Source organism: Sulfuricaulis sp. (genome assembly GCF_049587675.1).
Classification (GTDB): Bacteria; Pseudomonadota; Gammaproteobacteria; order Acidiferrobacterales; family Sulfurifustaceae; genus Sulfuricaulis.
Genome location: NZ_JBAVEJ010000306.1, coordinates 1 through 25,771, shown reverse-complemented (window position 1 = coordinate 25,771; position 25,771 = coordinate 1). Strand labels below are relative to the sequence as shown.

The window sequence follows — 25,771 nt, the reverse complement described above, 5'->3', positions numbered from 1 at the left end:
ATCCTATCCTGCGTTAGCCTGCTTGGCAAGAGTTCCGGCAGTCATCAAGCATGCGTCACCATGATTCGTGTTGGATTGTTCATCCAAATGAATCATGATTTCGCGTCGAAAACATCGAGGAAACAAAAATGGCAAAAATGACCGCAACCGAAGCGGCGATCCGCGTCATGGAAAGCGAAGGCGTCGAGCTGACGTTCGGTATCCCCGGGGCCGCGATCCTGCCGCTGTATCAGGCGATGAACGGGAGCAAGATCAAGCACGTGCTGGTTCGCCACGAAGAAGGCGGAACCCACGCCGCCGAAGGCTATACGCGCGCCGCGAGCGGCCGGATCGGCGTCTGCATCGGCACGTCGGGCCCGGCCGGGACCAACATGATCACCGGCCTGTATTCGGCAATGGCCGACAGCATTCCTATCCTGTGCATCACCGGCCAGGCGCCGCGCGCGAAATTGCACAAGGAAGATTTTCAGGCGGTGGATATCGCCGCGATCGCCAAGCCCGTCACCAAGTGGGCGATTACCGTCATGGAAGCCGCCCAGGTGCCGCGCGCGTTCCGGCAGGCGTTTCATCTGATGCGCTCCGGCCGCCCCGGCCCGGTCCTGATCGATCTGCCGCTCGATGTCCAGAAGGAAATTATCGAATACGATCCCGAGTCCGATTTTCCGCTCGAGGTGTTCAAGCCGCGCCCGCACCGGAAGCAGATCGAGAAGGCGCTCGACATGATGATGGCGGCGCAGCGGCCGCTCATCTTCTCCGGCGGCGGCGTGATCAACGCCGATGCCTCCGACCTGCTCGTCGAATTGGCCGAGCTGACCCAGACGCCCGTCATCCCCACGCTCATGGGTTGGGGCAGCATTCCCGACGATCATCAGCTGAATGCCGGCATGATGGGCTTGCAGACCCAGCATCGTTATGGCAATGCGACTTTCCTGCGCAGCGATTTTGTACTCGGGATCGGCAACCGCTGGGCCAATCGCCAGACCGGCAGCGTCGATGTTTTCACAAAGGGGCGCAAGTTTGTTCATGTCGACGTCGATCCGATGCAGATCGGTCGCATCTTCTGTCCCGATCTCGGTATTGTGGCCGACGCCAAATACGCACTCGAAGAATTCGTCGCGGCGGCACGGGCGCGCAAGCAGGCCGGCAAGATAGTCAGCCGCAAGCAATGGATTGACGAGATTCAGGAACGGAAATTCACGATGCAGCGGCGCACCGATTTCGACAATGTGCCGATCAAGCCACAGCGCGTGTTCCAGGAAATCAACAACGTGTTCGGCGATGACACCTGTTTCGTCACCGCCATCGGCCTGTATCAGATTGCTTCGGGGCAGTTCCAGAAGGTCAACAAGCCGAGAAACTACATTGTCTGCGGTCAGGCGGGCCCGCTTGGCTGGGAAATCTCGGCCTGCATTGGCGCCAAACTGGCCGATCCGAGCAAGGAAGTTGTCGGTGTCGTCGGCGACTATTCGTTCCAGTTCCTGATCGAGGAACTCGCGGTTGCCGCCCAGCATAAGGTGCCGTTCGTGATGGTGCTGATCAATAACGCCTATCTCGGATTGATCCGCCAGGGCGAAATCGCTTATAAAATGGACTATGAAGTCCAGCTGAGCTTCAACAATATCAATTGCCCCGAGATCGGCGAATACGGCGTGGATCACGTCAAGGCCGTGGAGGCGCTGGGGTGTCTCGCCGTGCGCGTCTTCGATCCGAAACAGATGGCGGATGCCTTCCGCGCGGCGCGTCGTGTCAGCGAGGAGAGACGCGTGCCGGTCGTCGTGGAAGTGATCACTGAGCGCGTGACCAATATCTCCATGGGTCCGGAGATCGACAAGATCAACGAGTTTGAAGAAATTCTCGATCGCAAGCCGGAAAAGAAGACGCAAGCGGCCTGATATCATTGCCGCTCGTTATTGACCCGGCCGATTGTACTTGAACGAGAGCAGCCCGCGACGAGTATTTTATGTTCTTGGTAATGACACGCACATGCCGGGTCAATAACGGAAAATCATATATGAATTTTCGTTTATTGAGGCGGCAAAAAAACGGCATCCATCGGAGCCAAGGCAGACGAGAGACAACTCCTTTGCTCAAGTTGATTCATGCCGCCTCAATAAACGTCGCGGCGGGTCCCGCCACGACGGGCGTTCAAATTCACTTTGAGGATCAAAGATGCCCAAGTTTGCCGCCAACCTGACCATGCTGTTCAACGAGGTCGATTTCATGGACCGCTTCGACGCCGCCGCCAAGGCCGGATTCCGCGGCGTCGAATATCTGTTTCCCTATGCCAACGACAAGAATCAGCTGGTGGACAAACTCAAGACGCTCAAGCTGACCCAGGTGCTGCACAATCTGCCCGCCGGCAATTGGGGTGCTGGCGACCGCGGCAATGCCTGCCAGCCGGCACGCGTCGGTGAATTCCAGGACGGCGTTGGCAAGGCTATCGACTACGCCACCGCGCTCGGGTGCAGGCAGGTCAACTGCCTGGCCGGGATCGCGCCCAACGACGCCAAGTCGGATCAGCTGCGCAAGACGTTTGTCGAAAACCTGAAATTCGCCGCTGGAAAGCTCAAGGCCGCCGGTATCAGGCTCCTGATCGAACCGATCAACACCTTTGATATACCCGGCTTCTATTTATCACGCACCGCCCAGGCGTTGGAGATCATGGACGAGGTGGGATCGGACAACCTGTTCCTGCAATACGACGTCTATCACATGCAGCGCATGGAGGGCGAACTCGCGGCGAGCCTGAAGAAAAATATTTCCCGCATCCGCCACATCCAGATCGCGGACAACCCGGGACGCAACGAGCCCGGCACCGGTGAAATCAATTATCCATTCCTGTTCAGGCATATTGACCAGATTGGTTATGACGACTGGATCGGCTGTGAATACAAACCGGCCGCCACGACCGTCGCGGGACTCGGTTGGGCCGCGGCGTATCTGTCGCAAAAATAATCTATTAGGAGAACTGTCATGAAAATCGGATTTGTCGGTCTCGGAATCATGGGTCGCCCCATGGCCCATAACCTGATGAAGGGCGGCCACACACTCTATCTCTACAATATCCCAAGCATTCCTCCGGATCTGATCGGCGACAAAGGCATTGCCTGCCAGTCCTCGAAGGAGGTCGCCAAGAATGCCGAAATCATCATCACCATGGTGCCCGATACCCCGCACGTCGATGCCGCCTTGTTCGGCAAGGACGGCGTGGCCGAAGGTCTCTCCAAGGGCAAGATTGTGGTGGACATGAGTTCAATTGCGCCGCTCGAAACCAAGAAATTCGCCGCCAAGATCAACCAGCTCGGTTGCGAATACATAGACGCGCCGGTGTCCGGCGGCGAAGTCGGCGCCAAGAACGCCACGCTGACCATCATGTGCGGCGGCAATCAGCCGACCTTCGACAAGGTCAAGCCGCTGTTCGAGCTGATGGGCAAGAACATCACGCTGGTGGGCGGCAACGGCGACGGCCAGACCTGCAAAGTGGCCAACCAGATCATTGTCGCGTTGACCATCGAGGCGGTGGGCGAAGCGCTGCTGTTCGCCTCCAAGGCCGGCGCCGATCCGGCCAAGGTGCGCCAGGCTCTCATGGGCGGATTCGCCTCGTCGAAAATCCTGGAAGTGCATGGCGAGCGCATGATCAAGCGCACCTTCGATCCCGGCTTCCGCATCGAACTGCACCAGAAGGACCTGAACCTGGCCTTGTCCGGCGCGCGCGCGCTCCAGATCAGTTTGCCGAACACGGCCACCTGCCAGGAGCTGTTCAACGCCTGCGCCGCGAATGGCGGCAGCGCCTGGGATCATTCGGCCATGGTGCGTGCGCTGGAAATGCTGGCCAAGCACGAAATCAAATAAGCCACACCGGATGGAATAGAACTTCCACCGTGATTTAGGGTATCGTGGCGGCTGCATTCGCATCAGGCAGGCCGAAGCCATACGCGCACCATGCAGACAGCCCTAGCCAGTTCCATCCGCCACACACCGCAGGGCATTGAGGCCGACGCCGTCCTGCGCACCTGCGTGCATTGCGGCATGTGCAATGCCACCTGTCCGACCTACCAGTTGCTCGGCGACGAACTCGACGGCCCGCGAGGGCGTATCTACCTCATCAAGCAGATGCTCGAAGGCGCGGCGGTCACGCGCCACACGCTGACGCATCTCGACCGCTGCCTCACCTGCCGAAATTGCGAGACCACCTGTCCCTCGGGCGTGCAGTATCACAAGCTGCTGGATGTCGGACGCGATATTGCCGAACAGAGAATAGAACGAACCCGGCTCGACCGGTTTATTCGTTGGATGTTGCGGGCCATTATTCCTTATCCAGCGCGTTTCACGCCGTTGCTGCGGCTGGGACAACTGTTCCGTCCGTTGCTGCCATCCTTCCTGAAGCGTTCCGTGCCCCCACGCCAGACAGCGGCCCCGTGGCCAACGACGGTGCACGCGCGTCAGATGCTTGTGCTCGAAGGCTGCGCCCAGCCTGCGATTTCGCCGAACATCAATGCCGCCGCCGCGCGCGTCCTGGACCGGCTCGGCATACGTCTGATCGCGGCATCCGGTGCCGGTTGTTGCGGGGCGGCGAGCCACCACACCTCGGGCAAGGAGCAGGGCCTCGATTTCGCCCGCCGCAACATCGACGCCTGGTGGCCGTATATCGAATCCGGCGTCGAGGCCATTGTCATGACCGCGAGTGGTTGCGGCTCGCACGTGAAGGAATACTTTCATCTGCTCGAACATGACCCCGCTTATGCCGCCAGAGCCAGGCGTATATCCGATCTGACCAAAGACATCAGCGAAATTCTGATGAACGAGGACCTGTCGAAGCTCGGGAGCGGCGCGAAGCCGGAACTCAAAATCGCCTTCCATTGCCCATGCTCGCTGCAACACGGTCAGAAGCTGAACGGGGTGGTAGAAAAAATCCTGCGCGACGCCGGCTTTACGCTGGTTGCGGTGCCGGATGCGCATCTCTGCTGTGGCTCAGCGGGAACCTATTCGATTCTGCAAAAGCATCTGTCGCAGCAGTTGCTCAGAAACAAGGTGACCGCACTCGAGTCTGGCAGACCCGACACCATCGTCACGGCTAATATCGGCTGTCTGGCGCACATCCAAACCGGGACGACGCTGCCGGTGCGCCATTGGATCGAGGTAGTGGACGCTAACACCCCCCGCTGAATCTTTAGATACCCGGCCTGAGTGCGACTATCCGGCGGATTTTGCCGGTAAACGACAATTCAAATTCAAATTCCCCCAAAAAACTTGACGAAAATCAATGAGTTGTTATCGCCATACTTGGTATAGTCCTTGCAAATAATTCATCGGGCCCGCATATGATCTATATAGATGTGGTGCGGGGATATCCTGAATATTTAATTCTTCAAGGCATGATCATGAAGCTTCTATTAGATAATCTGTTTTTCTTGGGCGAAGTCATCAGCGTGGCCGGGCTTGCGTGGGGGGCTTGGGTGGTTCTGCGCGACTCCCTGGCCGGAACCGTGTTTCCCTCCCACAAAAAATCCGCGTTGCGCGCAGTGCTCAGGACCAGACTTTCTTACTCTTTCCGAAAAATAGCGCGGGCACGGGCGTAATCGAAACCCCCGGCCGTTCGCCGGTTCCGCTTTATGCATTTAGTGCGATGCACCGGGGTTTACGCTGTCCCCGGGCCACGATTCTTCGACTGTTTCCGTTCAGCCACGACCGGCACCTCGCCATTTTCACCAGGTAAAATACGTTTCATTGGCGCACTCAATGTTCTTGAGTTGCGCGACTTCCCCCGTTACATTGAGTACCGGGACCCTGGATTAGCGACAATAATTCATCCCTTGTTCAACCAGATCGCCGGAAGATTCCGGATGAGCCAGGTTCCTGCCGCCAGGTAATCGTCTTCGGATTTTGTATTACCGCGGATGTTTGCCGTGTGGATGCGGCGAAAAATAACGACGATATAATCTTCGTAATTAATGGACTAGGAGGCTTAATGCAACACACTACTGCAGGAAAATTGCGTAACAATTTTGTCAGGACGGCTGTCGCCGGCATGGCCATGCTGGGATTGTCAACTCCGATATCGGTCATGGCGTGGGAGCCCACCAAGCCGGTTGAATTTATCATTCCCGCCGGTACCGGTGGCGGCGCCGACCAGATGGCGCGCTTTGCCCAGGGCTTGGTCGCGAAGCATAATCTGATGAAGCAGCCGATGGTGGTGGTGAACAAGTCGGGCGGCGCCGGCGGCGAGGGTTTCCTTTATGTCAAAGACAGCAAGGGCGATCCGCACAAGCTCATCATCACCCTGAGCAACCTCTTCACCACCCCGCTCGCGACCGGCATTCCGTTCAACTGGAAAGACCTCACGCCGGTTTCAATGCTTGCGCTCGACGAGTTTGTGCTCTGGGTCAATGCCGACTCTCCGTACAAGACCGCCAAGGACTACCTGGCCGCGGTGAAGGCCGGCAACGATAACCAGTTCAAGATGGCTGGCACCGGTTCGAAGCAGGAAGACCAGATCATCACGGTCGCGCTCGACAAGTTCACCGGCAAGAAATTCACCTACGTGCCGTTCAAGGGCGGCGGCGACGTGGCGGTGCAACTGGTCGGCAATCACGTCGATTCCACCGTGAACAATCCTATCGAGGCCGTGGCCCACTGGCGCGCCGGCAAGCTGCGTCCGCTGTGCGTATTCGACAATCAACGCATGCCGTACAATGAAAAGGTTACCGACACCATGTCGTGGCACGATATCCCCACCTGCAAGGAATCGGGCGTGGATGTCGATTACCTGATGCTGCGCGGAGTCTTCATGCCCGGTGGCGTCACTCAGGATCAGGTGAGCTACTACGTCAATCTGTTCAAAAAGATGCGCGAGCTGCCGGAATGGAAAGAGTTCATGGAAAAGGGCGCGTTCAACCAGAGTTTCATGAGTGGCAAGGAATACGCCGACTGGGTGCAGAAGGCTGAGGATACGCATAAAACATTGATGAAGGATGCCGGGTTCCTCGCCAAGTAGTGCGGGGCCCGTTGTCACGCGGGCCGCGGCATTTGCATCTGGCAACCGACAGAACGGGGTGAAGATCGTAACCTGGTCTTCACCCTGTTTTTTGCCGGCGCAGCACGGCGCGTGACGGCCGACTGAGGAGTTGGGAATGCACGATAACGATCATACCGAAGACGGAAGCCACCACGGTGTTTCCACGAAGACGGTGGAAATCTTAGTGGCCGCGATCATCTTCGGGCTCGGCCTGGTGGTGATTTTCGACAGCCAGCGCGTTGGGGCCGGCTGGGCCGACGATGGCCCGCAGGCAGGCTACTTCCCGTTTTATGTCGGGATACTTCTTTGTGTCTCCAGTGCCTGGACGCTGCTACGGGCCGTGTTTGCCGACAAGACCGGTGCGCACGTTTTCGTCAGCCATAAAAAACTCTGGTTGGTGATGTCCGTATTCATTCCTTCCGTGATCTATGTTGTCGCGATCTATTTCATCGGTATTTATGTCGCGTCAACCATCTTTATCGGCGCGTTCATGTATTGGCATGGACGGTTCCCGTGGATAAAGATCATCCCGGTCAGCTTGATCGTTCCCGTGTCCATGTTCCTGCTGTTTGAGCTCTGGTTCATGGTGCCGCTTCCCAAGGGTCCGCTGGAGGCGCTGATCGGTTACTGACGGCGCGGCCAAGTGCCGCGACCGGTGTCATAACATTTTTCACAACGTGTTCCGGGGTGCGCGGGGACAAGCAACCGCCACTCGCAAAAAGGGGGAGGAGACCGAGGCGTGGAAGAATTCAACAGCCTGATGCAGGGCTTCAGCGTCGCGCTCACGTATCACAATCTGCTATTCATGCTGGTCGGCATCCTGCTGGGGGTGCTTATCGGCGTATTGCCCGGGCTGGGCGGCGCCAACGGCGTGGCGATCCTGCTGCCGCTCACATTCACGATGCCCCCCACCAGCGCCATCATCATGCTGTCCTGTATCTACTGGGGCGCGCTGTTCGGCGGTGCCATCACTTCCATCCTGTTCAATATTCCGGGAGAGCCGTGGTCGGTGGCGACCACCTTCGATGGCCACCCGATGGCCAAGACCGGCCGCGCCGGTGAGGCATTGACCGCGGCGTTCACATCATCGTTTGTCGGTGCCTTGGTCGCGGTGATCATGATCACATTTCTCGCGCCGATGGTGGCAAGATTCTCGCTGCGGTTCGGACCGCCTGAATTCTTCGCCGTACAACTGCTCACCTTCTGCAGTTTCGTCGGTCTCGGCAAGGGCCATCCCGCCAAGACCATTGCCGCCATGATGCTTGGTTTCGCGCTCGCGGCGGTCGGGCTCGACACCGTAACCGGCACTCTGCGCATGACCTTCGGTACAGGAGAATTACTTCGCGGTTTCAACTTCCTGATCGCGGTGATCGGTCTGTTCGGCATCGGCGAGATCCTGCTCACCATGGAAGAGGGGCTGGCGTTCAAGGGCGTGCACGCGCGCATCAACCCGCGTGTCGTTTTGCATACCTGGGCGCAACTGCCAAAATACTGGATGACGGCGCTGCGCGGCACGATGATCGGCTGCTGGATGGGTATCACCCCGGGCGGTGCGACGCCGGCGTCGTTCATGAGTTACGGCATCGCCAAGCGTTTCTCCAAAACCGGCGAAAAATTCGGTACCGGCGAGATCGAGGGTGTCATCGCGCCGGAAACCGCCGCGCATGCCGCCGGCACCAGCGCGTTGCTGCCCATGCTGACGCTCGGCATCCCGGGCTCCCCGACCGCGGCGGTATTGCTGGGCGGCCTGCTGATCTGGGGCCTGCAGCCCGGGCCGCTGCTGTTCGTGGAACAGAAGGAGTTCGTGTGGGGGCTGATTGCGAGCATGTATATCGGTAATGTTGTCGGTCTGATCATCGTGCTGACCACGGTACCCTGGTGGGCGGCGATCCTGCGCGTTCCGTTTTCCATCATCGCGCCGATTATCGTCGTGATCTGCGCGATCGGCGCCTACACGGTGAATAACGCCATGCTGGATGTCGTGCTGATGCTGGTGTTCGGTGTCGTCGGTTACCTGTTCAAGAAACTCGATTATCCACTCGCGCCTATGGTGCTGGCGCTGGTGCTCGGCGATATGGCGGAAAGCTCGTTCCGCCAGTCCATGTTGCTTTCACGCGGCGAGGTCTCTATCTTCTGGTCGAACGGCCTGGTCGGAAGCATTTGCGGCCTGGCGATGCTGATGCTGTTCTGGCCAGCGATATCGAAGCTGTTGCACCATATGCGTCGCGGCAACAATGATCTGGACGAAGCCCGTCCGGTGGAATAAGGAGGAAAGTCCGTCATGCCGGTGATCGCCATGAATCAGGAAATGGGTTCGCAGGGAAAATTCGTCGCCGAGAAGCTCGCCGAGGAACTCGGCCTGGAGATCGTGCGCCACGAGATCATCGATCATGTGGCCCAGAAGATGCATTTGCGCAAGAGCGCGCTGCAGCGCTTCCTCACGGGAAAGGCCGGCCTGCTCGAGCGCTGGGGCACCGACGAAGCCAGCCTGGCGCTGTTCAAGGTCGAGGAAATCCTCGAACTGGCGGCCAAGGGCAATGTCATCATTCGCGGCTGGGGCGCCACGCATGTGCTGCGCCCGATCCCGCATATCCCGTGCGTGCGCGTCGGCGCGCCATTCGCGACGCGCCTCAAGTGGCTCATGAATTCGCTCGGCACCGACGACGAGGACATGGTCGCCGAGGAAATCCGTCACAGCGACGCGGCGCACCGCGCCAACATGCAGCATCAGTTCGGCGTGGGCTGGGGCGAGCCCATGCAGTATGACATCACGCTCAACACCGAGCGCCTGTCGGTGTCGACCTGTGTCGAGATGATCAAGGAACTGCTGAAGCGCCCCGAGTTCAAGGAGACGCCGGAATCGCAGACGAAGCTTGCCAACCTGACACTCGAATATCACGTGCGCGCGGCCTTGCGCGCCCATGCCAGGACTGCCGACGTCAAGATATTGATCACGGCTGACAGCGGTAAAGTCAGGCTGGAGGGCATCTCCGCCAGCACCGAGGAGCGTCATGACATTACCGAGATCGTGGGCCACGTTCCCGGGGTGAAGAGCGTGGACAACAAGCTCAAGATCATGAAGTACACCAAGATGTTTCCGGCGTCCAAGACCTAGAAACCTTTGATTCAGTTTCCCATCCTTTTGCATGGGAGCCTGGCCACGGCGTAGGGTTCCCGCATGGTCGCTTGAAGATCGGGGGCATGACAGTTCAAGATATCGGTATGATCCAACTGACTGAAACATTAAACGCCTGGGGAACGCCCGATTTCAAAGACGTCCTCAAAAAGGAAATTGAACAGATCGAAGCTGGACAACTTCCCCTGCAGCAGGGGTTATCGACCGGCAGCTATGTCATCGACGGTAAATTCAACGTGATGATTGTCGGTGTTTCCGAGGTTTCAGGTTGTATCCGTGTTAAAGCCGGGATTTTTTATTCAGCGATTATCGCCGGTTGCAGTTGTGCCGACGACCCCACGCCCGTCAACGAGGAAAGCGAGTACTGTGTGGTGCAGCTGGATATCAACAAACAGACAGCTGACACGACGGTAGCGCTTTTGGCGGAATAAAAAGGATCCGGCGTCGGTTGGCGGTATCAGTAACACGAGATTAACGAGGGCAGACATGGGCGCGCAGTGGAAAACCAAGATCAAGGAAACGACGGCCGCCGCCAAGGGCCGCATCTTCACCAAGCTGGCCAAGGAAATCATGGTCGCGGCACGCGCCGGCGCCGATCCGGAAATGAATTCCAAGCTGCGCTTGGCGGTGGACCAGGCCAAGAAGGCGTCCATGCCCAAGGACACGATCGAGCGTGCCATCAAGAAGGGTGCCGGGCTGCTGGATGACGGCGTGACATTCGAGAAAGTTACCTACGAGGGCTTTGCGCCGCACCGGGTTCCCGTGATCGTCGAATGCCTGACGGACAACGTGAACCGCACCGTCACCAACATTCGCATCTTGTTTCGCAAGGGGCTGCTGGGCAACTCGGGTTCCGTCTCTTGGGATTTTGACTATCTCGGAATGATTGAAGCGACCCCGGCCTCCGCCGGAGCGGATGCGGAAACCGCCGCCATCGAGGCCGGTGCCAGCGATCTGGAGTCCGCCGAGAACGGAGTCACGCTGTTTCTGACCGCGCCGTCCGATCTGGACGCGGTATCCCGCGCCTTGCCGGCGCATGGATTTGTCGTGCAGTCCGCCCAGTTGGGTTGGCGGCCAAAAAATCCGGTGACGCTGCTGGACAGCGCGGCGCGCGCCGAAGTCGAGGCGTTCCTGGAAACGGTCGACGCCGACGATGACGTGCAAAACGTATATGCGGGGCTGGCGGGTTAAGGCCGGATAGCATTTGCACCGCTTCCCTATCGTGCGTCTGATGTGGTGCGCGCTTGGCGCGGCCGCCGGCATTGCGTTGGCGCTCTCCCTCGTTGCGCCACCCGCATCGCCGTTGCTTCTGGCCTCGTTGGGTGGATCTGCTGTCTTTCTGTTCGGTCTCACGCGCGCGCCCGCCGCGCAGCCACGTGCGCTGTTCGGCGGTCACCTCGGCGGCGCCCTCATCGGCATCGTCTGCTATCAATTCTTCGGCGATTCGCTCTGGGTCTATGCGCTCGCGCTGGCGTTGACCTTGTGCTACATGCTCCTCACCAAAACCGTGCATCCTCCCGCCGGCGCCAACCCTCTCATCATGATCTACAGCCACTCAGGCCTGTCGGCGCTGTGGCAACCGGTTTTCGTCGGCGTGCTGAGCCTGGCTGTGGTCGCCGCTGCATGGAGCCGGCTGTATCCGGGCCTCTCGCATTATCCTGTCGCCTGGCTCGATCGTTCACCTCCGTCCACCTTCTGGGGAGGTTGGGGTGAGTAGCCAAGCGGCAGCGATCAGCTGATTTTTTCCACCTTCAGTTTGGCTTTTTTCTCTTGCAAGTTTTTTTGAAGAAATTGATCCGGCTCAACGACAGAGGGGCGGGGAGGCGGAAAATTCCCAACGAGTCGAACAAGTACCTGTGACAAGGATAAACGTCAAGATTCGACGGTTAAATTCCATTAAGGGGGTTTTATGCTTCGTCCCATCCTTGCGTCTGTTTTGTTTTCACTTCTCTTGGCTGCTCAAGCGGCTGACTTGACGCTAAACGACATTAAAACCCAGAACGGGGTTCAGCTATCGGCAGACGAGCTGAAGAAGCTTTTGCCGAATGCCAAGGTCGTCAGTTATTTCTCCGGGAGCAGCCGCCATTGGAGGAACGAACCCGATGGAAAATTCGTGGCCTCCAGCGATGTTCGTCGTGATCCCAGCAAATCGTCGAAGGGGGCTAACGCCCAAGGCACATGGCATGTGGGCGACAATAGTACCTATTGCGTGACGCTTGAATGGCCCAGACGATCTGAGAGTTGGTGCCGCCACATATTCAAAGTCGGTGAAAAATATTACGGCGTCAAGTCTGTTGAGGATGGAACAGTAACAGCGTATGAGTTTGAGTTTTCAAAATAAGCCCTTTAATTTTCTCGATTTTCAGTTTCCCTTTTTCCTCGCCCGAAGTCTTGGCAAGCAGCTTGACGCAGGCATAGACGGAATCGATGTGCGGCGTGGTGGTCTGCGTGATCTTGCCCGGCTCGATCACGGCGCCGGCCAAGGCGTCGATCTCGATGTCCTGCTGTATCGAAGTCTTGTGTTTACCCACCTTTCCGCGCCAGCCATGACCATTTCGTCAGGCAGCTTCAGGCTTTCTCCAAGGGATTCGACTTTTTACTGAAGTTAGTCAAGAATTCATCTTGCTGGAAAAAGAAGCTAGGTGGAAACAGCAATAAACCACATGCCGCATTTGACCATGATGGCGTGTGACTAATAACCATTTGACCTCAAGGAGACCTCTATGAACGCGCTGAAAATAATCGTGACCGGCATGGTTATGTTATCTGCAACATTTGGATTGACAACGAATGTATTTGCCGCCGGCTCGAAGAAGCCGCCCACCGACAAGCAGCTGATGGCGAGCGCGATGTCCGCGGCCCCGGCCAAGGTCGCGAACGGCGCGACCATCGTGGCCATGGAGGCGGACGGCAAAATGCGCACGCTGCGGGAGGGCAAGAACGGCTTCACCTGCATGCCGGACAATCCTGTGACACCCGGCCCCGATCCCATGTGCATGGACAAGAATGCCCTGGAATGGGCTCACGCGTGGATCGGGCACACGAACCCCGCGCCGGGGAAAGTCGGCTTCATGTACATGCTGGCGGGCGGAACAGATGCCAGCAATACCGACCCCTATGCGGCCAAGCCCGATGCCAAGAATCATTGGATCAAGACCGGACCGCACGTAATGATCGTCGGCGCTGATCAGAGCTTCTACGACATGTATCCGAAGAGCGCGGATCCCGACACGAAAGTCCCCTACGTGATGTGGGCCGGCACGCCGTACCAGCACCTGATGGCGCCGGTGAAGTAGGTAATGATCTGGCTTATCTGCAGTCAGCGAATTCTATGTAATAAGGGCCGGAAGGCATATTGGTGAAACCTTCCGGCCCCTGTAATTCCCGAGCTGTTCGTTTATTAGTTTTCGCTCAACTGATTTTCTCGATTTTCAGTTTCCCTTTTTCCTCGCCCAGAGTTTTCGCCAGCAGCTTGACGCAGGCATAGACAGAATCGATATGCGGCGTCGGGGTCTGGGTGAGCCGGCCAAGCTCGATCACGGCGCCGACCAGGGCGTCGATCTCGATGGCGCGGCCGATCTCGATGTCTTGCAGCATCGAGGTCTTGTGCTTGCCGACCTTCTCGGCGCCGGCGATGCGTTTCTCGAGCGACACGCGGAACTCGACGCCGAGCTTGTTCGCAATCGTTTGCGCTTCGGTCATCATGTCGGCCGCGAGCTGGCGCGTCAGCGGGAACTGGCAGATGTCTACCAGCGTGGAATGGGTCAGGGCGCTGATGGGGTTGAAGCTGAGGTTGCCCCAGAGCTTGAGCCAGATTTCCGCGCGGATATCTTTCAATATCGGTGATTTGAAACCCGCTTTGGTGAACGTCGCCGTGATGTTCTTCACGCGCTCGCTCTCGGAGCCATCCAGCTCGCCCACCGGGAAACGATTGCCTTCGATGAGCTTGATGACGCCCGGTGCGGCGATCTCGGCCGCGGGGAAGACCACGCAGCCGAGGATGCGCTCGACCTCGATGCTGGCCATCAACGCGCCATTCGGATCCACTGTCTCGACCCTCCGTCCCTCGAATTCGCCGCCGTGCTTCTGGAAATACCACCAGGGAATGCCGTTCTGGGTCGTGACCACGACGGTCTTGTCATGGAACAGGCTGGGAATCTCTTTGGCGATGGGCTCGACCTGATGTGCTTTGAGCGCCAGAATCACGACGTCCTGCTTGCCGGCCTCGCTCAGCTTGCTCGTGGCCTTGACGTTTTTTGCCACATGCTCGCTGCCGTCTTCCTCGATCAGCTTCAGGCCGTTCTGGCGCATGGCCTCGAGATGCGCGCCGCGCGCGATCAGCGTGACCTCCTCGCCCGCGAGCGCGAGTTTCGCGCCGAGCAACCCGCCGATGGCGCCGGCGCCGACGATGCATATCTTCATGGGTGAATCCTCCAAATCATTTGTATTCGTTGGACAGCGTGCCGATGCCGTCGATGACGACCTCGACCTTGCTGCCCGGTTTCATCGATCCGACGCCCACGGACGTGCCGCAGGAAATGACATCGCCCGGGTAAAGCGTCATGTCGCGCGAGATCAGGCTCACGATCTGCGCCGGTTTGAAAATCATGTCGCTCACCGGGTAATTCTGCCGCTCCTTGCCGTCGAGCAGGGTCTTCACGCTGAGATCGAGCGGGTTCACGTCCGTGGCGATGACCGGCCCGAACACGCCGAAGCTGTCGAAGCCTTTGGCGCGCGTCCACTGGGCGAAGGTCGGGTCCTTCTGGATAATCTCGGCGGCGGTGACATCGTTGGAGCAGGTATAGCCGAATATGCATTGGGCGGCATCGGCTTCTGAAACATTCGCGGCGCGTTTACCGATCACGACCCCGAGCTCGCCTTCGTACACGACCTTCCCGGCATAGGACGCCGGCACACGGATGGTCTGGCGTCCGGCGAGAAACGAGTTCGGTGCCTTGAGCAGGTAGAGCGGTTCGGGCGGTGCCGTGAGATTCAGCTTGGCCGCGAGCGCGTGGAAATTGTTCCACAGCGCGATCATTTTCGTCGGCACGCACGGCGTCAGCAGCGTGACCTCGGCGAGCGGCACGGCCGCGCCCGTGGCGCTCGGCGCGGCGAACATGTCGCCTTCATGGATCTGAATCACGCCGTCATGCAGTGTTCCGAATCCGGTCTGTCCGCCGCGCTCGAAACGAATCCAGTGCATAAAGCCTCCTCCGCCGTGTTATCGTGGCGATCCGTTATCGCCGCGGATCGTGAGACGTATGCTACCTTTTGGCGTCGCGTGTCGCCAGTCGCAATCTTGTTCTCGCTTGATGAAATTTGTATCGTGACCGCGAAACCGTAAAACCGATTTTCACTGGACGAAAATATGCGCGACAACCAATTCCCCGGCCGTTCGGTCGTCATGAGCACGCACGGCATGATCGCCGCCAGCCAGCCGATGGCGACGCAAGCGGGCCTCGCGGTGCTGCAGGCCGGTGGCAATGCCATGGACGCCGCGATCGCGGCGAGCGCGGTGCTGTGCGTCACCGAGCCGCAGTCAACCGGCATCGGCGGCGATTGTTTCCTGCTGTATCACGAGGCCAAAACCGGCAAGCTCCATGGCCTGAACGGCAGCGGCCGTGCGCCGGTGCGCGCCATCCTGGAGGAATTCGAGCGGCGCGGTCTGATGCAAGCGCCCGAGTTCGGCATCCTGTCAGTGATCGTGCCCGGCGCCGTGGATGCGTGGCAGACGGCGCTGGAGCGTTTTGGCACGCGCAGCCTCGAAGAAATGTTGCAGCCCGCGATCGCGTTCGCCGCGGACGGTTACGCGGTGACGCCGGTGGTGGCCAAGGCGTGGCAAAACAATGCCTCCGTGCTCGTGCCGCATGCCGAGAGCCGGCGGGATTTTCTGGTCGATGGCCATGCGCCAGCGGCCGGCACCGTGCATCGCCAGCCGCGGCTCGCCCAATCGCTGCGCCGGATAGCGCGCGGCGGGCGCGATGCCTTCTACCGTGGCGCCATCGCCGAGGAAATCGTGCGCTTCAGTCGCGCCCACGACGGCTTGCTCGAGCTTGAGGATTTTGCCGCGTATCGCGCGGAGTGGGTCGAGCCGATCGGCACCGATTATCGTGGCGTACGCGTGTACGAAATCCCGCCGAACGGGCAGGGCATCACCGCGCTGATGACGCTCAATATCCTGGAACAGGCGGACCTGCGCGGCATGGCGCACCTGAGTGCCGATCACCTGCATCTCGTGATCGAGGCCTTCAAGCTGGCGTGGGCAGAACGCGATGAGTACGTCGCTGACCCGGCATTCAACCAGCTTCCCGTGGAAGAAATGTTGTCGAAGGAATTCGCTGCTCGGCAATACGCACGCATTGACCCACAGCGTGCCGCGCGTTATCCCATTGCACCGTCGGCGCGCGCGCATCGCGACACGGTGTATCTCAGCGTGGTCGACCGCGACCGCAACGCCGTGTCCTTCATCAACAGTTTGTATTACCCCTTCGGCAGCGGCATGGTCGCGGGCGACACCGGCATCATGCTGCAGAACCGCGGTGCCGGCTTCGTACTGGAGCTCGGCCATTTCAACTGCATCGCCCCGCGCAAGCGTCCGTTGCATACCATTATCCCGGCCATGGCGTATCGCGACGAGGACTTGTTGAGCTTCGGCGTGATGGGCGGGGACTATCAGCCCATGGGGCATGTGACCGTCCTGACCAACTGGCTCGACTACGGCATGGATTTGCAGGAAGCGATCGATGCCCCGCGGTTTCAGCCCGGCGGCGGCGTGGTGGCGCTGGAGCGGCCGGTTCCGCAGGAGGTGCTCAAGGCGCTGCAGCAGCGCGGGCATGTGGTCGGGCGTACCGAGCTGTCGCTCGGCGGCGCGCAGGCGATTTACGTGGATGCAAAGAACGGCGTGCTTTCAGCCGGTTCCGACCCGCGCAAGGACGGCTGCGCGCTGGGCTACTGAACGGCTTTAGCCCAGTCCGAGTTTTTGCGCCAGCCCGATTCGCTGCAATTTGCCGGTCGCGCCCTTGGGGATTTCATCCAGAATTAAAATCTTGCGTGGCACCTTGAAGTCCGCCAGCCGCTTGGCGGCGAACTCGCGGATTTCTTTTTCGTCGGCGCTCTTGCCTTCGCGCAGCACCACCGCCGCGGCCACGTCCTCGCCGAGCTTCGCATGCGGCATGGCGAAGGTCACGACCTGCTGCACCGCCGGGTGGTCCATGAGCACCTCGTCCACCTCACGCGGCGAAATCTTTTCGCCGCCGCGATTAATAATCTCTTTCAGCCGGCCAGTGATGCTGAGATAACCCTCGGCGTCCAGCATGCCCTGGTCGCCGGTGCGGAACCATCCGTGGGTGAATCCTTCAGCGTTGGCCTTGGGATTGTTTTCGTAACCCTTGGTCACATTCGGACCGCGGATTACGATTTCTCCCGTGGTGTTCGGGCCGAGCAGTTTGCCTTCCTCACTCATAATCCCCACTTCCGGCCCGGCGGCGACGCCGACGGTCCCGGGTTTGTGCGGGCGTGGCGGTAGCGGGTTGCTGGTCATCTGGTGCGAGGCCTCGGTCATGCCGTAGGACTCGAGTACCGGCGCGTTGAATGCCTGTTCCAGCTCGGCCAGCACCTGCGGCGGTAGCGATGACGAGGACGAACGAATGAAGCGCAACGGATGCCGTGCGATGATCTCGCGGTTGTTGGCGGCACGCGCCAGGATCGCCTGATGCATGGTCGGCACCGCCGTGTACCAGGTCGGTTTGGCCTCGTCCATCATGGCAAAGAACTTGAGTGCGTTGAAACCGGGTGTGCAGTAAACACTGCCGCCGGCGCAGAGCGTGGACAGCACCGAGCCGATGAGGCCGTGGATATGAAACAGCGGCATGATGCTGAGCCCGCGGTCGGCGGGCGTGAGGCTCAGGATGTCGCGGATGTGGCCGGCCGAGGCGCAGACATTGCGTTGCGACAGCGGCACGATCTTGGGACGCGACGTGGTGCCGGAGGTATGCAGCACAAGGGCGACATCGTCTGGTTTGGCATAGCCGCCGTGAGGCGCCGCGGTCGTCTTGCTGTTGTCGACCGGGACCAGTTCGAATACTCCGGCGGGGTCGCTGCTGGCGCGCACGATCTCGATCACGGGAATTTTCAGCTTGGCCGCAACACCAAGTGCAGGCGACGAACTCCCGCGCTCGACGATCAGGGCCTTGGCCTTGAGGTCGGAGAGATAGAATTCAAACTCGTCGGCGCGGTAGGCCGGATTGAGCGGTGCCGAGGTCGTACCGGCGGCGACCGAAACGAACGCTGTTGCCATCTCGGTGCCGTTCGGCAGCACCAGCGCCACACGGTCATTGCGCCCGATCCCGAGCCGGTTAAGACTCGTCATGGTGCGCTCGACGTGTTCACGCAGGCCGCCGTAAGTCAGCGACGGGCAGCCGCTGCCGACAAAGGCAATGGCATTGGCGGACTTGTGCGCAAGCAGCTCATGGATTGTGGAAAAGACGATCATATGTTTTCCTTGAAAAGGCCGTTCGCCTTGAGCTTGTCGAAGGCTGAACGGGAAATGCGGTAAATGTCAGGCGATTCGTCCGTTCATGGTTCGACAGGCTCGCCACGAATGGACTCAATCAGACCTTCCCTAACGAAATTATTAACAACAGCGATGTCCTGAATGCGCCGTCATGTTATCAGTCTTTCATGGGGTGTAAATCCGTTTTTCATGATGCGCAACAACGAACCGCCCAGGAACTGAGCGGTCTTATTTCATGCCGTCAATATTGGATTGATAATTCCGTCAGGATCGAACGCGCGTTTCAGATTCTGGTGTAATGTTGCGAGTACCGCCGACACGCGATTTGACGTTGTGTCATTCATTTGTTCATGGCGGAACAAGTTAGCGTAACCACCGACATTTTCCGCGTGTTGATGAATGGTATTGGCCGGAGCATCGCTCTTGAGCCAGCGTTGCGCGCCGCCCCAGTCAATGATCCACTTGCCGGGCAGGTTGATTGGTGGGGTGGCCGGCGGCACCGACAAACGCCAGAGCGGCACGGGATCCTGAAAGTACCCGAGTTCGTGTTCGCGCAGCTCGCGCCAGAAGCCATCGCCGTTTTCAACAACCGCACCACCGAGTTTCGTGCTGGCGGCGCGCACGCCCGGTTCGGTACCCGAGAGACGGATATATAAGGTGTTATCCAGGTGGCAGGCGGCGGAGAGTGGCAACGGCTGGCCGGCCCAGGCATTCATGGTGGCAATGGCCTTGTCGGCCGGCATCTCGAAAGAAAGCGTTAACTCTTTTGCCGGTTTCGGAAGTATCTTGAGTGAGACTTCGAGCAGCACACCGAAGGTGCCGAACGCCCCCACCATCAGCCGCGAGACATCGTAGCCGGCGACGTTTTTCATCACTTCGCCGCCAAATTTCAGTATCTCCCCTTTGCCGTTGATGATCTTGGTGCCGAGGACAAAGTCGCGCGCGGAACCGGCGTAGGGTCGGCGCGGGCCGGAAAAGCCGCAGGCGATGGTGCCGCCCAGCGTCGCGGTGGCGCCGAAGTACGGCGGCTCGAAGCCGAGCATCTGTCCCTTTTCGGCCAGAGCCGTTTCGACCTCGGCGAGCGGAGTGCCGGCACGGGCGGTCACGACCAGCTCGGTTGGCTCGTAGGAAACGATGCCGCGATGCGCGGTGACGTCGAAAGGTTCGCCCTCGGGCTTGCCGGTGTAAAAGCGCTTGCTGCCACTGCCGGCGATGGTGAGCGGCGTGCGTTTTTGTACCGCGGCTTTGACGGCTTCGGCGAGTTGCTGCGAAATGTCGTTATCCTGTTTCACCTGCATTCAGCTCTCTTTCTGAAGCGCCTTTCACGGTTCGACAGGCTCACCATGTACGGCTTGTGCAAACCGTTCGCCCTGAGCTTGTCGAAGGGCGAACTTAATTTCATCGTGCGCGCTTATCAAAACCTTTCAAGCTCGGGAAATTTCAGTTTTCCGCCATGCACGTGCATGCGCCCGAACTCGGCGCAGCGCGCGGGTTTGGGTACGGCCTTGCCGGGGTTGAGCAGACCTTGCGGATCGAATGCGGCTTTCAATGCGTGGAACTGCGTGAGTTCTTCCCTGGTGAACTGCACGCACATCTGGTTGATCTTCTCCACGCCCACGCCGTGCTCGCCAGTGATGGTCCCGCCCACGGCCACGCACAGCTCCAGGATCTTGCCGCCCAGTTCCTCGGCATTCTTCAATTCGCCGGGTTTGTTGGCATCGTAGAGAATCAGCGGATGCAAGTTGCCGTCGCCGGCGTGAAACACGTTCGCCACCGGCAGCCCGTGCTCGCGCGAGAACTCGCTGATTTTCGCCAGTACCTTGGCCAGGTGCTTGCGCGGAATCGTGCCGTCCATGCAGTAATAGTCCGGCGCGAGGCGCCCGACGGCGGGGAAGGCGGCCTTGCGGCCGGCCCACATGCGCATCCGTTCGGCTTCGTCCTTCGCGGTGCGCACCCCGGTCGCGCCCCGCCGCGTCAGCAGCTCGCACACCTGCGCGATCCCCTCGGTAACTTCTTCCTGGGTGCCATCGAGTTCGCACAGCAGGATCGCCACCGCGTCGATCGGATAGCCGGCCTTGGCATATTCCTCCGCGGCGCGGATCGCGAGGTTATCCATCATCTCGAGTCCCGCCGGTGTGAAGCCGCTGGCAATGATGGCGGCGACCGCGGCGCCGGCCTTCTCGATGTCGTCGAACGACGCCAGCACCACCTGCGCGCGCTCCGGTTTCGGCAGCAGTTTCACCGTGATCTCGACGATGACGCCGAGCATGCCTTCCGAGCCGGTCATGAGCGCCAGCAAATCGTAGCCGGGTGTGTCAAGCGTTTTGCCGCCGAGCGTGACCAGTTCGCCGTCCATGGTGAAAAACTTGAGACCAAGCACGTTGTGCACGGTGAGGCCGTATTTCAGGCAGTGCACGCCGCCGGAATTCTCGGCGACGTTGCCGCCGATGGAGCAGGCGAGCTGCGACGAGGGATCGGGCGCATAGTAAAAGCCGTAGGGCGCGGCGGCGTCAGTGATCGCCAGGTTGCGCACGCCGGGCTCGACCGTGGCGGTGCGGTTGGCCGTGTCAATTTCGAGGATGCGGGTGAATTTGGCGAGCGAGAGCAGCACGCCGTCCTCGAGCGGCAACGCGCCGCCGGACAGCCCGGTGCCGGCGCCGCGCGCGACTACCGAGACCTTTTCTTTGCTGCATAATTTCAGGATGCGGCCCACCTGTTCGACCGTCTCCGGCAGCGCCACGATCCAGGGCAGCTTGCGGTACGCGGAAAGCCCGTCGCACTCGTACGGATGCAGCTCTTCCGTATCCGTCAGCACGGCATCGCGCGGCAGGAATTCACGCAGCCGGCGCACCAGCGACTGGCGCATGGCTTGCGAGGGAACGGCGAGTTGGGGCGCGCTCATGAAGGCTAGGGTAATCCCTGGCCTCGGGGGCGTAAAGCCGGGCGCGTGCGCTTAACCGTAAACGGCGGTTAAGAGCAGTCCTCCATCGTGTCCGAACTGCTCAGTTTGATGAAAACCCCGAGCGACATGAGCAACAGCGCGGCACTGGCGATAATGGCCACCGGGTAGTAGAGGAAACCGGCCAAATCCTGCTGGCTGTATTTGATTACCATGATCAGCGATTCGAGCACCAGCGCCACGAACACAACGCTGGCGAAGCGCGTCACGCTGCGGCGGATGCGCCGGATTGCATCGGACGGCTTGCCGCTCATGTCGTACTCCTGATGCACCACCTGCGCCAGTTCGTACACGGCAAGCGCCACGACGCCCATGTGCACCCCCTTGACCAGCCCGCCGGTGAGGTCGCCATCGCTGAGAATCGGTTTGATGAATTCGACGATTGCCGAAGTGGCGTACAGCAGCGCGAAGGACAGGAAGAACAGGGCGAATAACGGTACGAGCACACGCGGCACCGACTGTATGATCGCCACCACGCCGGAGGTTTTTTCTTCCGTGTCCGTGTCATGATTCTCGATGGTTTCGCTTTTCATCGCTTTCTCCTTTCGTTTCGTGTCAACCGGATGCTAAATGGCGTGCGAACACACAACAAGCTTTCCCGGATCAATTTGCCATCATCCCTGACCGACGGTATAACGTACAGAAAACCCGCGTGTGTCTTGAGGTCATCGAGCTGTAACATGTAATGAATATGCGCATGAAATTTCCTAATTCCTATCGCGGCCGGTTCGCGCCGTCGCCTACCGGACCGCTGCATTTCGGTTCGATGGTCGCTGCGGTCGGGAGTTTTCTCCAGGCAAAAAGCCGTGGCGGCGAATGGCTGGTGCGCATGGAGGATCTCGATCCGCCGCGCGAAGTACCGGGCGCGGCCGATGAAATCCTGCGCACGCTGGAGGCCTTCGGTCTGCATTGGGACGGCGCTGTGATGTATCAAAGTCGTCGCCACGGCGTCTACGAAGCAGCGTTGAATATGCTCGAACGGCTCGAGGCGATCTACCCGTGTGCGTGCAGTCGGCGCGAGATCGCCGATTCGAGCGTAAACGGCGTGGACGGCCCGGTATATCCGGGCACTTGCCGAGCCGGACGGCCGGAAGGCCACGCACCGCGCGCGTGGCGCGTGCGAGTGAACGGACGGGGAATCGAATTCGTGGACGCCGTGCAGGGACGCGTGGTCCGCGACCTGGCCGCAGACTTCGGCGACTTTGTCGTGCGGCGCGCTGACGGATACTTCGCGTATCAACTGGCGGTGGTCGTGGACGACGCCGAGCAGGGCATCAGCGAAGTCGTGCGCGGCGCGGACCTGATCGAATCGACGCCGCGCCAGATGCATCTGCAAAGTTTACTCGGCCTGCCGACGCCGGATTATCTCCATCTCCCGGTGGCGCTTAACGCGCGCAACGAGAAGCTGAGCAAGCAGAACTTCGCCGCGCCACTCGATCCCGCACGCCCGCTCCCGGCGTTACTTCAGGTTATGCGGTTTCTGGGCCAGGACCCGCCGCCGGCGCTTGCCGAGAGCAACCTTGAAGATTTCTGGCACTGGGCCGTCACACATTGGGATGTGAGACGTGTCCCACGTGTGCCGGGGGTTGTTGTGAAGACGCCGAGTGGCGGCTCGGTCTGAATGGCGGCTTCCGACCCTGAGCGGACCTTCCCCAAAGTCTTCACAAAAGACGTGGATGTTACCAATTAATCCTATATTCACTGGAATTCCCTTTGTACATCACGGCTCTCATGCTCAATATACCGGCATCCGCAGCAGAATATTGCCGGTAACGTCCGTATACTCAAACGTTAGGCGGCATGGCCAGGTTTCCTCAACCTGAATGGATGGTACGCGCTTCATCCACTTGTAATATTCCGGCAGTACAGTTGGCGGATGAGACGCCTAGCCATTACTTTGTTGCTGATTTCTGCTGGTCTATACCAGTCAGTTCAAGCGGGATCGATATTGAGCACTGGCGATCAGTTCTCTATGTTGTTTCCGGTAACGGGCGGCCCGGTTCGTGACAACGGACCATATACGTTCCTCAGTGTAACTATTCAACGCGCAAGTCAAAGCTGGGGCGTGTCTGAGCGTGTCGAGGGAACTCTATTCGAAGGCAGAGATGACTTGGTTGATTCCCTTCAAACGGTGGCCCCCACGGGCAACATAGCCAACAACAGGAATACCGGAATCACTCCAGCGACTGTATCAACCACACCATCGCCGTCGTCTGTCTTTCTTCTTGGGGGCGTTTTACTCTTGCTCCGGTTTTTGATTCGTCGGCGAGGCGAGTGGAGACTTCGCCTGCGCGGGGGTGCCACCTAACAATCGCAGGCAGCCGACCCAGCGCGACTTGGTCAGTCTTTTCTCTCAGTCGCGGCGCGGCCGCCGCCAGTTATGCGCAACTGAATATAACTATATGCTGATGTGCTATTGGTGGACGCGGCGTGGATGGAGGTATGATTATTTTTTGCCCCCCTATCTTTCTTTGCTGGGCAAGCGGAGACACGCCGCAGGGATTCCCCGCGCCAGAGGAATCCAGAATGTCCAAAACGAGGAGGTGAAGCTCGGTTTCACGCACCGGTGTTGCAATACCAACCACCATCAACGGAGGCAACCACGATGAGACGCGTAACGGAACAGCGTTGGAACTTTCGCAAACAATTCAACACTCGGGTGATTCTGGACGTTTGGGGACTCGGGGCGGTCCAGGGCGAAACGCGCGATGTTGGCTACGGCGGCATGCGCCTCGACACGAGACCCTGGGTACTGAGCCCGAACACCAAGGTGCGCGTGACCTTCGTGTCGCGCCAGGAAACGGAGGACACGCCGCGGTCGATCGACGCCCGGGTGACCTATATGAATCGCGACGGCTGCGGCCTTACCTTTGAAGAATTCCACCGCGACACCTTCGCCTTCCTGCATACCCTCATACACCTCGAGGCGCAGGCAGTGAGCCCATAGCGAGAAGGGGCTGTGGCACGCGCCTAGTAATCAAATACCCACCATGCCAGGCGCCGATCGGGCGGTGCCGGGCATGGTGAAATGAGTGCCGGACTCGGTAAGTTGTGCGTGAAAATATAGTGAGCCTCTGCACAAACCTGTGTATGGCGAATTCCAGTTCATTCCGCCACCGACGTCTGAAACAGCTCGCCGCAAGGCAGTCTAAGTTTGAAACTAGTTCCTTGTCAGAAAGCCCCGCTTAGGCGGGGCTTTTCATTTCTGCTCAACAGTGAACGTCCGCTCATGGCCGTTAACCGGCCGTCAGCATTCGATCCGAAGCGGAAATTCGGCCTGACTCAATATCATGTCTTGATCTGGTTGCGCCCATTCTTTTTAGCCACATAAAGCGCGTTATCAGCATCCGTTAAGAGCACTTCAATGTTTCCATCGCCGTCCTTGCAAGCAGCCACGCCAAAACTGGCGGTAATCTTAATTTGATGCCCATCATTTGTTACCACAAGATCTTCGATTTCGGATCTTAAACGCTCTGCCAGATTGCGAGCTTCTTCAAGACCGGTTTCAGGGAGAATAAAGGCAAACTCTTCGCCACCCATGCGAGCAACAATATCTATTTCTCGAACCACTCTTTGCAATGGTTCCGCCACGGCCCGTAAGACCTTGTCGCCAATTGAATGACCATAGTTGTCATTGATCATTTTGAAATGATCAATATCCATCATTATCACTGAAATAGGGTGTCTGAATCTTTTTGACTGTTCAAAAATGCGAGTACCCTGTTCAAAGAATGCGCGCCTGTTTTTCAACCCGGTTAATTCATCTTTTTGAGCCAGTTCTTCGGCATATTTTTTTGCAGCCCTTAATTCTTCATCAGCAAGCTTTTTGTCGGTGATGTCAGTCGCTATTTCCAAGCGCACCAAGTGCCCGTCAATCCAGTGAATGGCTTGATCCCGGCACTGATACCAGCGTTTGTTCACCGTATTTTGAAATTCCCAGACATGAACCTTTGTGGGTGCACCGAACTCGTCCAGCAGAAGTTTGTTGGTACAAAATTGACAGGGACCATCCTGACCCGTCTGTAGCGCTTTCCAGCAGGCCTTGCCTCGAATATCACCCCAAATAGATTTCCCATATTCATTGACAAACAACACTTCATAAGTCTGCATGTCGGCCACATAAATCAGGGCATCAAGATTATCGAGAAC

Annotated in this window: 25 protein-coding genes; 17 read left to right on the top strand and 8 right to left on the bottom strand. The window is 59.0% G+C overall.

Features of this window, described 5'->3' with window-relative positions:
* Positions 1-128: 128 nt before the first annotated feature.
* The 13 genes from gcl (at position 129) to WB402_RS15570 (ending at position 12,492) form a co-directional block, all read left to right on the top strand.
* On the top strand, positions 129-1,892 hold the full coding sequence (gcl, locus tag WB402_RS15630; protein ID WP_424209505.1) for a glyoxylate carboligase: 1,764 nt from the start codon (positions 129-131) through the stop codon (positions 1,890-1,892).
* Between the two features lie 277 nt (positions 1,893-2,169).
* Positions 2,170-2,955, top strand: coding sequence for a hydroxypyruvate isomerase (hyi, locus tag WB402_RS15625; RefSeq protein WP_424209502.1), 786 nt, complete (start codon positions 2,170-2,172; stop codon positions 2,953-2,955).
* Between the two features lie 18 nt (positions 2,956-2,973).
* Entirely contained in the window at positions 2,974-3,852 is an 879-nt protein-coding gene (gene glxR / locus WB402_RS15620; RefSeq protein WP_424209500.1) for a 2-hydroxy-3-oxopropionate reductase, read from the top strand.
* A 90-nt stretch (positions 3,853-3,942) separates the two neighbouring features.
* The gene (glcF, locus tag WB402_RS15615) at positions 3,943-5,166 is read left to right on the top strand and encodes a glycolate oxidase subunit GlcF (RefSeq protein ID WP_424209498.1); all 1,224 of its coding nucleotides are present in this window, start codon (positions 3,943-3,945) and stop codon (positions 5,164-5,166) included.
* Positions 5,167-5,321: 155 nt separating this feature from the next.
* A complete protein-coding gene (locus WB402_RS15610) occupies positions 5,322-5,579 on the top strand; it encodes a hypothetical protein (protein ID WP_424209496.1) in 258 nt (85 codons plus the stop codon).
* 449 nt (positions 5,580-6,028) lie between these two features.
* Complete coding sequence (locus tag WB402_RS15605; protein WP_424209527.1) at positions 6,029-6,994, top strand: Bug family tripartite tricarboxylate transporter substrate binding protein; 966 nt, start codon at positions 6,029-6,031, stop codon at positions 6,992-6,994.
* 136 nt (positions 6,995-7,130) lie between these two features.
* Positions 7,131-7,646, top strand: a complete 516-nt coding sequence (locus tag WB402_RS15600; protein ID WP_424209494.1) for a tripartite tricarboxylate transporter TctB family protein — start codon at positions 7,131-7,133, stop codon at positions 7,644-7,646.
* A 108-nt stretch (positions 7,647-7,754) separates the two neighbouring features.
* The gene (locus tag WB402_RS15595; protein ID WP_424209492.1) at positions 7,755-9,281 is read left to right on the top strand and encodes a tripartite tricarboxylate transporter permease; all 1,527 of its coding nucleotides are present in this window, start codon (positions 7,755-7,757) and stop codon (positions 9,279-9,281) included.
* 15 nt (positions 9,282-9,296) lie between these two features.
* A complete protein-coding gene (locus WB402_RS15590) occupies positions 9,297-10,130 on the top strand; it encodes a cytidylate kinase family protein (protein ID WP_424209490.1) in 834 nt (277 codons plus the stop codon).
* An 86-nt stretch (positions 10,131-10,216) separates the two neighbouring features.
* Positions 10,217-10,582, top strand: a complete 366-nt coding sequence (locus WB402_RS15585; RefSeq protein WP_424209488.1) for a hypothetical protein — start codon at positions 10,217-10,219, stop codon at positions 10,580-10,582.
* 55 nt (positions 10,583-10,637) lie between these two features.
* Positions 10,638-11,342, top strand: coding sequence for a YebC/PmpR family DNA-binding transcriptional regulator (locus tag WB402_RS15580; protein ID WP_424209486.1), 705 nt, complete (start codon positions 10,638-10,640; stop codon positions 11,340-11,342).
* 13 nt (positions 11,343-11,355) lie between these two features.
* On the top strand, positions 11,356-11,868 hold the full coding sequence (locus WB402_RS15575; RefSeq protein WP_424209484.1) for an HPP family protein: 513 nt from the start codon (positions 11,356-11,358) through the stop codon (positions 11,866-11,868).
* Between the two features lie 192 nt (positions 11,869-12,060).
* Entirely contained in the window at positions 12,061-12,492 is a 432-nt protein-coding gene (locus WB402_RS15570; RefSeq protein WP_424209483.1) for a DUF995 domain-containing protein, read from the top strand.
* Here WB402_RS15570 and WB402_RS15565 read toward each other — a convergent pair.
* Complete coding sequence (locus WB402_RS15565; protein WP_424209481.1) at positions 12,437-12,682, bottom strand: hypothetical protein; 246 nt, start codon at positions 12,680-12,682, stop codon at positions 12,437-12,439. The genes WB402_RS15570 and WB402_RS15565 overlap by 56 nt on opposite strands.
* A gap of 192 nt (positions 12,683-12,874) precedes the next feature.
* Here WB402_RS15565 and WB402_RS15560 point away from each other — a divergent pair, with 192 nt between their 5' ends.
* The gene (locus tag WB402_RS15560; RefSeq protein ID WP_424209479.1) at positions 12,875-13,447 is read left to right on the top strand and encodes a hypothetical protein; all 573 of its coding nucleotides are present in this window, start codon (positions 12,875-12,877) and stop codon (positions 13,445-13,447) included.
* Positions 13,448-13,562: 115 nt separating this feature from the next.
* Here the strand turns inward: WB402_RS15560 and WB402_RS15555 are convergent, their stop codons facing one another.
* Together WB402_RS15555 and WB402_RS15550 are read right to left on the bottom strand one after the other, a co-directional pair.
* Positions 13,563-14,573, bottom strand: coding sequence for a 2-dehydropantoate 2-reductase (locus WB402_RS15555; RefSeq protein WP_424209477.1), 1,011 nt, complete (start codon positions 14,571-14,573; stop codon positions 13,563-13,565).
* Between the two features lie 16 nt (positions 14,574-14,589).
* Entirely contained in the window at positions 14,590-15,354 is a 765-nt protein-coding gene (locus WB402_RS15550) for a fumarylacetoacetate hydrolase family protein (RefSeq protein ID WP_424209475.1), read from the bottom strand.
* Between the two features lie 165 nt (positions 15,355-15,519).
* Between WB402_RS15550 and ggt the strand changes: the two genes are divergently transcribed.
* Positions 15,520-17,106, top strand: coding sequence for a gamma-glutamyltransferase (ggt, locus tag WB402_RS15545; protein WP_424209473.1), 1,587 nt, complete (start codon positions 15,520-15,522; stop codon positions 17,104-17,106).
* Between the two features lie 6 nt (positions 17,107-17,112).
* Here the strand turns inward: ggt and WB402_RS15540 are convergent, their stop codons facing one another.
* From WB402_RS15540 to WB402_RS15525, 4 genes are all read right to left on the bottom strand, one after another.
* A complete protein-coding gene (locus tag WB402_RS15540) occupies positions 17,113-18,642 on the bottom strand; it encodes an acyl--CoA ligase (protein ID WP_424209471.1) in 1,530 nt (509 codons plus the stop codon).
* A gap of 254 nt (positions 18,643-18,896) precedes the next feature.
* Positions 18,897-19,961 (bottom strand): glycolate oxidase subunit GlcE, encoded by a 1,065-nt coding sequence (gene glcE, locus WB402_RS15535; protein ID WP_424209469.1) that lies wholly within the window; start codon positions 19,959-19,961, stop codon positions 18,897-18,899.
* Between the two features lie 116 nt (positions 19,962-20,077).
* Complete coding sequence (locus WB402_RS15530; protein ID WP_424209467.1) at positions 20,078-21,565, bottom strand: FAD-linked oxidase C-terminal domain-containing protein; 1,488 nt, start codon at positions 21,563-21,565, stop codon at positions 20,078-20,080.
* A 68-nt stretch (positions 21,566-21,633) separates the two neighbouring features.
* Complete coding sequence (locus WB402_RS15525; protein WP_424209466.1) at positions 21,634-22,155, bottom strand: hypothetical protein; 522 nt, start codon at positions 22,153-22,155, stop codon at positions 21,634-21,636.
* Between the two features lie 164 nt (positions 22,156-22,319).
* On the opposite strand from WB402_RS15525, the gene gluQRS reads away from it, so the two are divergent.
* Both gluQRS and WB402_RS15515 read left to right on the top strand, forming a co-directional pair.
* Entirely contained in the window at positions 22,320-23,243 is a 924-nt protein-coding gene (gene gluQRS / locus WB402_RS15520) for a tRNA glutamyl-Q(34) synthetase GluQRS (protein WP_424209464.1), read from the top strand.
* 984 nt (positions 23,244-24,227) lie between these two features.
* Positions 24,228-24,569, top strand: coding sequence for a PilZ domain-containing protein (locus WB402_RS15515; protein ID WP_424209462.1), 342 nt, complete (start codon positions 24,228-24,230; stop codon positions 24,567-24,569).
* A gap of 341 nt (positions 24,570-24,910) precedes the next feature.
* On the opposite strand, the gene WB402_RS15510 is transcribed toward WB402_RS15515, so the two are convergent.
* Positions 24,911-25,771: GGDEF domain-containing protein (locus WB402_RS15510; protein WP_424209460.1), on the bottom strand; the 861-nt coding region annotated here is incomplete at its 5' end.

Bases quoted from the DNA above. Each gene is read 5' to 3' on its own strand.
- gcl (WP_424209505.1), top strand. From the start codon at position 129: ATGGCAAAAATGACCGCAACCGAAGCGGCGATCCGCGTCATGGAAAGC.
- hyi (WP_424209502.1), top strand. From the start codon at position 2,170: ATGCCCAAGTTTGCCGCCAACCTGACCATGCTGTTCAACGAGGTCGAT.
- glxR (WP_424209500.1), top strand. From the start codon at position 2,974: ATGAAAATCGGATTTGTCGGTCTCGGAATCATGGGTCGCCCCATGGCC.
- glcF (WP_424209498.1), top strand. From the start codon at position 3,943: ATGCAGACAGCCCTAGCCAGTTCCATCCGCCACACACCGCAGGGCATT.
- WB402_RS15610 (WP_424209496.1), top strand. From the start codon at position 5,322: ATGATCTATATAGATGTGGTGCGGGGATATCCTGAATATTTAATTCTT.
- WB402_RS15605 (WP_424209527.1), top strand. From the start codon at position 6,029: ATGGCCATGCTGGGATTGTCAACTCCGATATCGGTCATGGCGTGGGAG.
- WB402_RS15600 (WP_424209494.1), top strand. From the start codon at position 7,131: ATGCACGATAACGATCATACCGAAGACGGAAGCCACCACGGTGTTTCC.
- WB402_RS15590 (WP_424209490.1), top strand. From the start codon at position 9,297: ATGCCGGTGATCGCCATGAATCAGGAAATGGGTTCGCAGGGAAAATTC.
- WB402_RS15585 (WP_424209488.1), top strand. From the start codon at position 10,217: ATGACAGTTCAAGATATCGGTATGATCCAACTGACTGAAACATTAAAC.
- WB402_RS15580 (WP_424209486.1), top strand. From the start codon at position 10,638: ATGGGCGCGCAGTGGAAAACCAAGATCAAGGAAACGACGGCCGCCGCC.
- WB402_RS15570 (WP_424209483.1), top strand. From the start codon at position 12,061: ATGCTTCGTCCCATCCTTGCGTCTGTTTTGTTTTCACTTCTCTTGGCT.
- WB402_RS15560 (WP_424209479.1), top strand. From the start codon at position 12,875: ATGAACGCGCTGAAAATAATCGTGACCGGCATGGTTATGTTATCTGCA.
- WB402_RS15555 (WP_424209477.1), bottom strand. From the start codon at position 14,573: ATGAAGATATGCATCGTCGGCGCCGGCGCCATCGGCGGGTTGCTCGGC.
- WB402_RS15550 (WP_424209475.1), bottom strand. From the start codon at position 15,354: ATGCACTGGATTCGTTTCGAGCGCGGCGGACAGACCGGATTCGGAACA.
- ggt (WP_424209473.1), top strand. From the start codon at position 15,520: ATGCGCGACAACCAATTCCCCGGCCGTTCGGTCGTCATGAGCACGCAC.
- WB402_RS15540 (WP_424209471.1), bottom strand. From the start codon at position 18,642: ATGATCGTCTTTTCCACAATCCATGAGCTGCTTGCGCACAAGTCCGCC.
- glcE (WP_424209469.1), bottom strand. From the start codon at position 19,961: ATGCAGGTGAAACAGGATAACGACATTTCGCAGCAACTCGCCGAAGCC.
- WB402_RS15530 (WP_424209467.1), bottom strand. From the start codon at position 21,565: ATGAGCGCGCCCCAACTCGCCGTTCCCTCGCAAGCCATGCGCCAGTCG.
- WB402_RS15525 (WP_424209466.1), bottom strand. From the start codon at position 22,155: ATGAAAAGCGAAACCATCGAGAATCATGACACGGACACGGAAGAAAAA.
- gluQRS (WP_424209464.1), top strand. From the start codon at position 22,320: ATGAAATTTCCTAATTCCTATCGCGGCCGGTTCGCGCCGTCGCCTACC.
- WB402_RS15515 (WP_424209462.1), top strand. From the start codon at position 24,228: ATGAGACGCGTAACGGAACAGCGTTGGAACTTTCGCAAACAATTCAAC.